Here is a 6,418-nt window from a genome sequence, read left to right as displayed (position 1 = left end):
TCACCCGCTCAGTGTAGGTGTGGGGGTTCTAGGCTGTTGGCATGGACCTACCCGTCATGCCGCCGGTGCAACCCATGCTCGCGAAGTCCGTGAAGGGGGTGCCCGCCCAGGACTCGGTCGACGGAGGTCTGTCGTATGAGCCGAAGTGGGATGGGTTCCGCTGCATCGTCTTCCGCGACGGCGACGAGGTCGTGCTGGCAAGCCGTTCGACCAAGGAGTTGACCCGCTACTTCCCAGATGTCGTAGCGGCAGCCAAGGCTGAGCTGCCCGACCGCATCGTGCTCGACGGTGAGATCTTCCTGGCGATCAAGGGACGCCTCGAGTTCGATGCCCTGTCCCAGCGCATCCACCCGGCTGATTCGCGTGTGCAGATGCTGGCGACTGAGACGCCGGCGTCGTTCGTCGCATTCGACCTGCTCGCGATCGGTGACGAGTCGTTGATGGACGAGCCGTTCTCCGTACGGCGTGCACAGATCGAGAAGGCTCTCGCGAAGGCGAGCGACCCGATCCACGTCACCCGAACCACGACAGATGCAGTGGAGGCCGAGAAGTGGTTCAGCACGTTCGAGGGTGCGGGCCTCGACGGCATCGTCGCAAAGGCGTTGAGCAAGCCGTACGCGCCGAACGGACGGACCATGCTCAAGATCAAACACTCCCGCACTGCCGACGTGGTGGTCGCCGGCTATCGCCTGCACAAGACGTCGACCGACGAGCGACCGTTGCTCGGGTCGCTGCTGCTCGGCTTGTACGCCGAGAACGGCGACCTGCAGCACGTTGGTGTCGCGGCGTCGTTCACCGAAGCACGACGAGCCGAGTTGATCGATGAGCTGAAACCACTCATCGTCGACACCGCTGATCATCCGTGGGGTCAATGGCAGGACGCGTCTGCGCAGGCGAGCTCCCGACTGCCGGGAGGCCAAAGCCGATGGACCGGCACGAAGGATCTCTCCTTCGTCACGCTCGACCCGACACGAGTCGCCGAAGTCGGCTACGAACACATGGAAGGCACGCGCTTTCGCCATACGGCACAGTTCAAGCGTTGGAGGCCGGATCGGGAGCCGAAATCGTGCACCTACGAGCAGCTGGAAGAAGTCGCAAAATACAACTTGAAGGACGTTCTCTCGTAACCAAAAGTGTCAGTCCTCGCCCGTAGATTTGAGGCATGGACGTCCTCGATGTGGCAGATCGAATCCAGCCCTATTCCGCCGACGACTGGGCCTTCTGGCTCAGGTCAGTTGGCGAGCGCGCTGACGGCGTTTGGCTGGTGCTGTGGCGCCGAGGATCCGGGCGTCGCGTCATCTGCCACGACGATGCGCTGCTCGAGGCAGTGGCAGTCGGGTGGACTGATGGAGAGACGCGTCGGCTTGATGACGACCGTTCGATGGTGTGGTTCGCGCCGCGCTGCCCTGACGACGTCTGGACGGCGACCGACCAGGATCGTGCAGATCGGCTCGAACGAGCTGGCCGTATGACGCCCGCAGGTCGACGGGTCGTCGAGCTCGCCAAGATCTCAGGTGGTTGGACCGGCAGCTGAGCCGTCAGGCCTTCTTGTTACGGGTGTCCTTGCTGGGCTGCACGCGCTTGGGCTCGCCGGGCATCTTCGGGTACTCCGGGGGATAGGGCATCTCGGTCGGATCCGAGTCCCACCACTGCAGCAGGGTGTCGAGGGAGTGCGCGACATCGTCGATCTCGGCCCAGGCGTCTCCATCTGCGGCAAGCTTCGCCGGGACAGTGTGGAGCGTGAATTCCTGCGGACCAGCCAGACCAGCCAGCTCGTCCCACGTCACCGGAGTCGAGACGGTCGCCCCAGGTGTCGGTCTAAGGCTGTAGGCCGACGCGATCGTACGGTCGCGACAGTTCTGATTGAAGTCGACGAACACGTTGTCCCCGCGCTCTTCCTTCCACCACTTCGTGGTGACGCCTTCTGTGCGCTTCTCGAGCTCGCGGGCGAAGGCGATGGCCGCGTGACGAACCTCGGTGAATGTCCATTTGGGTGCAACGCGGGCATAGACGTGAATTCCGCGCTTGCCGCTGGTCTTGGCGAAGGCTCGTATGCCCGCCTCTGCGAACAGCTCTCGAGCGACGTCGGCGATGCGTACGGCGTCAGCAAATGTCGCCTCACCGAATGGATCGAGGTCGATGCGGAGCTCGTCGGGCCGATCGTTGTCCGTACGGCGCGTCGGCCACGGGTGGAACGTGATCGCACCCATGTGCGCGGCCCAGGCCGCGACGGCGATCTCGGTCATGCAGATCTCGTCTGCTGGTCTGCCAGAAGGGAACAGGATGCGGGTGCTCTCGACGTACGGGGGAGCACCTCGCATCATCCGCTTTTGGTAGAACGCGTCACCGTGACTGTCGACACGCGTCGACATGACCATGCCTTCCCGCACGCCCTTGGGCCAACGTTCCAGAGCGACCGGCCGGTTCTGGAGCGCGCGCATCAGCCCGTCAGCGACCGCGACGTAGTACTCGGCGACCATCACCTTGGTGACTTCAGCGGAGAAGTCCGTGGCCTCGTAGATCACGCGCGTAGGGCTGGAAACGCGTACCGAACGCCCGCCAGCGTCGATCTCGACCGCATCAGATGCCATATGTTCACCTTAGAGCCGCTCCGCCACACGCTCATCGACGTGGCCAAGCGGATGTCCCGATGGATAAGTTTGGACGCATGTTCAAATCTCTGGGGGACTTCGTCACGCGTTGGCGATGGTTGGTAATCGCCGCTTGGATCGTTTTTGCCGTCGTCGTTGTGGTGTTCTCACCAAAGCTGACGTCAACTACCGACAACTCTGAGTTCCTCCCCGACCACTACGAGTCGATCAAGGCGCTGACCCTGCAGAACGAGGCGTTCCCGGCGGAGACCCCAACCGGCGCGATTCTCGTCTTCGATCGCAAGGACGGCGAGAAGCTTTCAGCTGCTGACTCGGCCGATGTGGTGTCGGTGTCGAAGTCGCTTGAGGGTGAGCTCGGCAAGGCGTTCGAAGGCATCGTTGTTCAGGCACCTTCCGAGAATGGCCTCGTCCAGATCGCGTCAGTTGGGCTCGACAAGTCCGCGAGTGGCTATGACACGCAGTCGATGGATGCCGTCAAGGACCTTCGAGCCGATGCCAAGAAGCTGCTCGGTGACACTGATCTCCGGCTCGGCGTGACAGGCAACGCGGCTCAGAGTCTCGATTCGCAGGAGTCGTCCGAGAAGACCTTGGCGCTCGTGTCAGTCGCGACGGTGCTGCTGATCGTCACTCTCCTCGCACTGATCTTCCGAAGCGTCATCATCTGTCTCCTCCCGATCATTGTGGTCGCCATCGTGTCGACGTTGGCGACTGGCCTTATTGGCACAGCCAACGAGATCTTCGACCTCAAGGCGGACAACTCGATCCAGGCGATCCTGATCGTGGTGCTGTTCGGCATCGGTACCGACTACATCTTGTTCCTGCTGTTCCGCTATCGAGAGCGGCTGCGAGCGGGCGAGGAGCCCAAGGTTGCTGTCGTCAACGCCATGGACCGCGCGGGAGAGGCCATCGCCTCCGCAGGCGGTGCAGTCATCGTCTCCTTCATGGCACTGGTGTTGTCCTCACTCAGCATCTTCCGATCGATCGGTCCCGCCCTGGCGATTGCCGTCGCCGTGACGCTGGTTGCCTCGTTGACCCTCGTGCCTGCCGTGGTCTCGCTGCTTGGCCGCGCCTTGTTCTGGCCCTCGAAGTCCTGGAAGACCGAGCCTGAGGGTGCCCGATTCACCGCGATCGGCAAGTCGCTGGGAACGCACCCGCTGCGCTTCGCCCTGATGTCAGGAGGGGTCTTGGCGGTGCTCGCAGTCTTCGCATTGGGCTTCAAGCCGTCGTTCGACTTCGCCTCGAGCCTGCCGAAGGACGCCGAGTCGACGATTGCTCTCAAGACGCTCCAGAGGAGCCTGCCGGCAGGTTCGACTGATCCGATCCAAGTGATCGTTCATTCAACAGATGGCAACAAGATCGATTCGGACGCGCTCACAACCTTCGGGTCAGAGCTGGCCAAGGCGAAGGGGATCGCGGTTGTCGCGCCTGCTCAGACATCTGCGGATGGCACCGCCGCGATCTTCAGTGCGGTGCTCAAGGATGACCCCGGATCGGATGAGGCCATCTCCAACGTCAAGGGACCGATCCGGACTCTCGCGCACGAGTCAGCGCCGGCTGGGACAGAAGCCTTCGTCGGAGGCAACACGTCTGTCACCGTTGACATGGACCGGGCGATGGCCAGGGACTATTCGATCGTCTTCCCGGTCGCGGCGTTGGTCATCTTGTTGATCCTCGCGCTTCTCCTCCGCAGCCTTGTCGCCCCGCTGTACCTCATGGCGTCAGTTGGGCTCGGGTTCGGTGCAACGCTCGGGGCAGCCGTCATCTTGTTCCAGCACGTCCAGGGCGAGAGCGGTCTGATCTTCCTTTGCCGATCTACATCTACCTCTTCGTCGTGGCTCTTGGAACCGACTACAACATCTTGATGATTGCCCGCCTCAGAGACGAGGCCCGAGAAGGCAAGAGCCCGCGTGACGCGGCAGCTGAGGCCGTACGTCACGCCGGACCGACGATCGCGGCAGCTGGCCTGATTCTGGCTGGTTCGTTCGCAACGTTCATGCTTGGCGGCAACGCGCTCATTGTCTCGATGGGCTTCGCGCTGTCATTCGGCATCTTCGTGGCGGCCTTCGTGATGGCGATGTTCTTCACGCCTGCACTGACTGCACTGATTGGCCATAAGGCCTGGTGGCCGGGTCACGGCGACGAAACAGCCGAGGAGAAGGCTGCTCGTACGCACTAAGGGTCACCTTCGTTGAAAGCGCTTGGTGAATAAAGGCACACTTGTCTTGTGAAATACACCGGGCTGGATGACGCGTCGTCTGTTCTTGATGGGAACAGTGACGACGCTCCGACCCGTGAGCGTGTGGCCAACACGATCCTTGAGCACGGACCGTCCACAGCGGCCGATCTGGCTCTCGAGCTGCACCTGACGCCTGCTGCGATTCGCAGGCACCTCGACCAGCTGCTGGCCGATGGCGTCCTGATGACCCGCGATCAGCGTGTTGTTGGACAGCGTGGCCGTGGACGTCCCGCGAAGGTCTACGTGATCACCGATTCCGGTCGCGATCATTTCAAGCACTCGTACGACCAGCTTGCGGCCGGTGCCCTGCGCTATCTCAAGGAAACCGGGGGAGACGACGCCGTCATGGCTTTCGCCCGCCACCGGTTGACCGAGAGCGAAGAGCGTTACCGACCGCTGTTGGCAAGTGCGAAGCCCGAGGATCGCGTCGAGGTGCTCGCCAAGGCGCTCAGCGAGGATGGCTACGCAGCGTCCGTCGGCAGCACGCCTGCCGGCACCCAGATGTGCCAGAACCACTGCCCGGTCGCCCATGTGGCCGAGGAGTTCCCCCAGATGTGCGAGGCCGAGACCGAGATGTTCGCTCGTCTCCTCGGCACGCACGTTCAACGACTTGCGACGATCGCCCACGGCGACGGCGTGTGCACGACCCATTTGCCCCACACAACCGCAGAGAGGTTGCCCTCATGACGACCACGTCAGAGACACCCAACGCCATCGAAGAAGCCAACCCAGGCCTCAAAGACGTCGGAAGTTACGAATTCGGCTGGTCCGACAAGAACGACGCCGGCGCGACCTCCAAGCGCGGACTGAGCGAAGACGTCGTACGCAACATCTCGGCGCTCAAGAGCGAGCCTGAGTGGATGCTCGACCTCCGCCTGAAGGGCCTCAAGCTCTTCGGTCGCAAGCCCATGCCCACGTGGGGTTCCGACCTCAGTGGCATCGACTTCGACAACATCAAGTACTTCGTCCGGTCGACCGAGAAGGTTGCCGCGACCTGGGACGACCTGCCCGACGACATCAAGAACACCTACGACCGCCTGGGCATCCCCGAGGCCGAGAAGCAGCGCCTCGTCTCCGGTGTGGCGGCTCAGTACGAATCCGAGGTCGTCTACCACTCGATCCGTGAGGACCTCGAGGAGCAGGGCGTCCTCTTCCTTGACACCGACACGGCGCTCAAGGAGCACCCCGAGCTGTTCAAGGAGTACTTCGCGACGATCATCCCGGTCGGCGACAACAAGTTCTCCGCCCTCAACTCGGCCGTGTGGTCCGGTGGCTCGTTCATCTACGTGCCCAAGGGCGTCCACGTTGACATCCCGCTGCAGGCCTACTTCCGCATCAACACCGAGAACATGGGCCAGTTCGAGCGCACTCTGATCATCGCGGACGAGGACTCGTACGTTCACTACGTCGAGGGCTGCACCGCGCCGATCTACTCGAGCGACTCGCTGCACTCGGCCGTCGTCGAGATCGTCGTCAAGAAGGGCGCCCGCGTCCGCTACACGACGATCCAGAACTGGTCCAACAACGTCTACAACCTCGTCACCAAGCGCGCTGTCTGCGAAGAGGGCGC

At 62.6% G+C, this 6,418-nt stretch carries 7 protein-coding genes; 6 read left to right on the top strand and 1 reads right to left on the bottom strand.

All coding sequences use genetic code 11. The features are described 5' to 3' along the window. Positions 1 to 41: 41 nt before the first annotated feature. Positions 42 to 1,127, top strand: coding sequence for an ATP-dependent DNA ligase (locus V6M39_RS14770; RefSeq protein WP_332644573.1), 1,086 nt, complete (start codon positions 42 to 44; stop codon positions 1,125 to 1,127). Positions 1,128 to 1,162: 35 nt separating this feature from the next. Beyond that, a complete protein-coding gene (locus tag V6M39_RS14765; protein WP_332644572.1) occupies positions 1,163 to 1,534 on the top strand; it encodes a YdeI/OmpD-associated family protein in 372 nt (123 codons plus the stop codon). 4 nt (positions 1,535 to 1,538) lie between these two features. On the opposite strand, the gene V6M39_RS14760 is transcribed toward V6M39_RS14765, so the two are convergent. Next, positions 1,539 to 2,591 (bottom strand): DNA polymerase domain-containing protein, encoded by a 1,053-nt coding sequence (locus V6M39_RS14760; RefSeq protein WP_332644571.1) that lies wholly within the window; start codon positions 2,589 to 2,591, stop codon positions 1,539 to 1,541. 77 nt (positions 2,592 to 2,668) lie between these two features. Here V6M39_RS14760 and V6M39_RS14755 point away from each other — a divergent pair, with 77 nt between their 5' ends. From V6M39_RS14755 to sufB, 4 genes are all read left to right on the top strand, one after another. After that, positions 2,669 to 4,474 carry an MMPL family transporter gene (locus tag V6M39_RS14755; RefSeq protein ID WP_332644570.1) on the top strand — a complete coding sequence of 602 codons (1,806 nt, stop codon included), beginning with the start codon at positions 2,669 to 2,671 and terminating at the stop codon, positions 4,472 to 4,474. Beyond that, the gene (locus V6M39_RS14750; protein ID WP_332644569.1) at positions 4,444 to 4,788 is read left to right on the top strand and encodes an MMPL family transporter; all 345 of its coding nucleotides are present in this window, start codon (positions 4,444 to 4,446) and stop codon (positions 4,786 to 4,788) included. Before V6M39_RS14755 ends, V6M39_RS14750 begins: the two co-directional genes overlap by 31 nt. Positions 4,789 to 4,836: 48 nt before the next feature. Continuing rightward, positions 4,837 to 5,535, top strand: coding sequence for a helix-turn-helix transcriptional regulator (locus tag V6M39_RS14745; protein ID WP_332644568.1), 699 nt, complete (start codon positions 4,837 to 4,839; stop codon positions 5,533 to 5,535). Beyond that, the coding region (sufB, locus tag V6M39_RS14740) for a Fe-S cluster assembly protein SufB (protein WP_332644567.1) at positions 5,532 to 6,418 on the top strand (887 nt) is incomplete at its 3' end. The genes V6M39_RS14745 and sufB, both read left to right, overlap by 4 nt.

It is taken from the genome of Aeromicrobium sp. (assembly GCF_036675695.1).
In the GTDB taxonomy this organism is placed as follows: domain Bacteria; phylum Actinomycetota; class Actinomycetes; order Propionibacteriales; family Nocardioidaceae; genus Aeromicrobium.
Note: the sequence above shows the minus strand (reverse complement) of the source record. Positions and strands in the feature narration are given on the sequence as shown.

Coding starts and splice junctions, on each gene's coding strand:
- V6M39_RS14770 (WP_332644573.1), top strand. CDS start 42: ATGGACCTACCCGTCATGCCGCCGGTGCAACCCATGCTCGCGAAGTCC.
- V6M39_RS14765 (WP_332644572.1), top strand. CDS start 1,163: ATGGACGTCCTCGATGTGGCAGATCGAATCCAGCCCTATTCCGCCGAC.
- V6M39_RS14760 (WP_332644571.1), bottom strand. CDS start 2,591: ATGGCATCTGATGCGGTCGAGATCGACGCTGGCGGGCGTTCGGTACGC.
- V6M39_RS14755 (WP_332644570.1), top strand. CDS start 2,669: ATGTTCAAATCTCTGGGGGACTTCGTCACGCGTTGGCGATGGTTGGTA.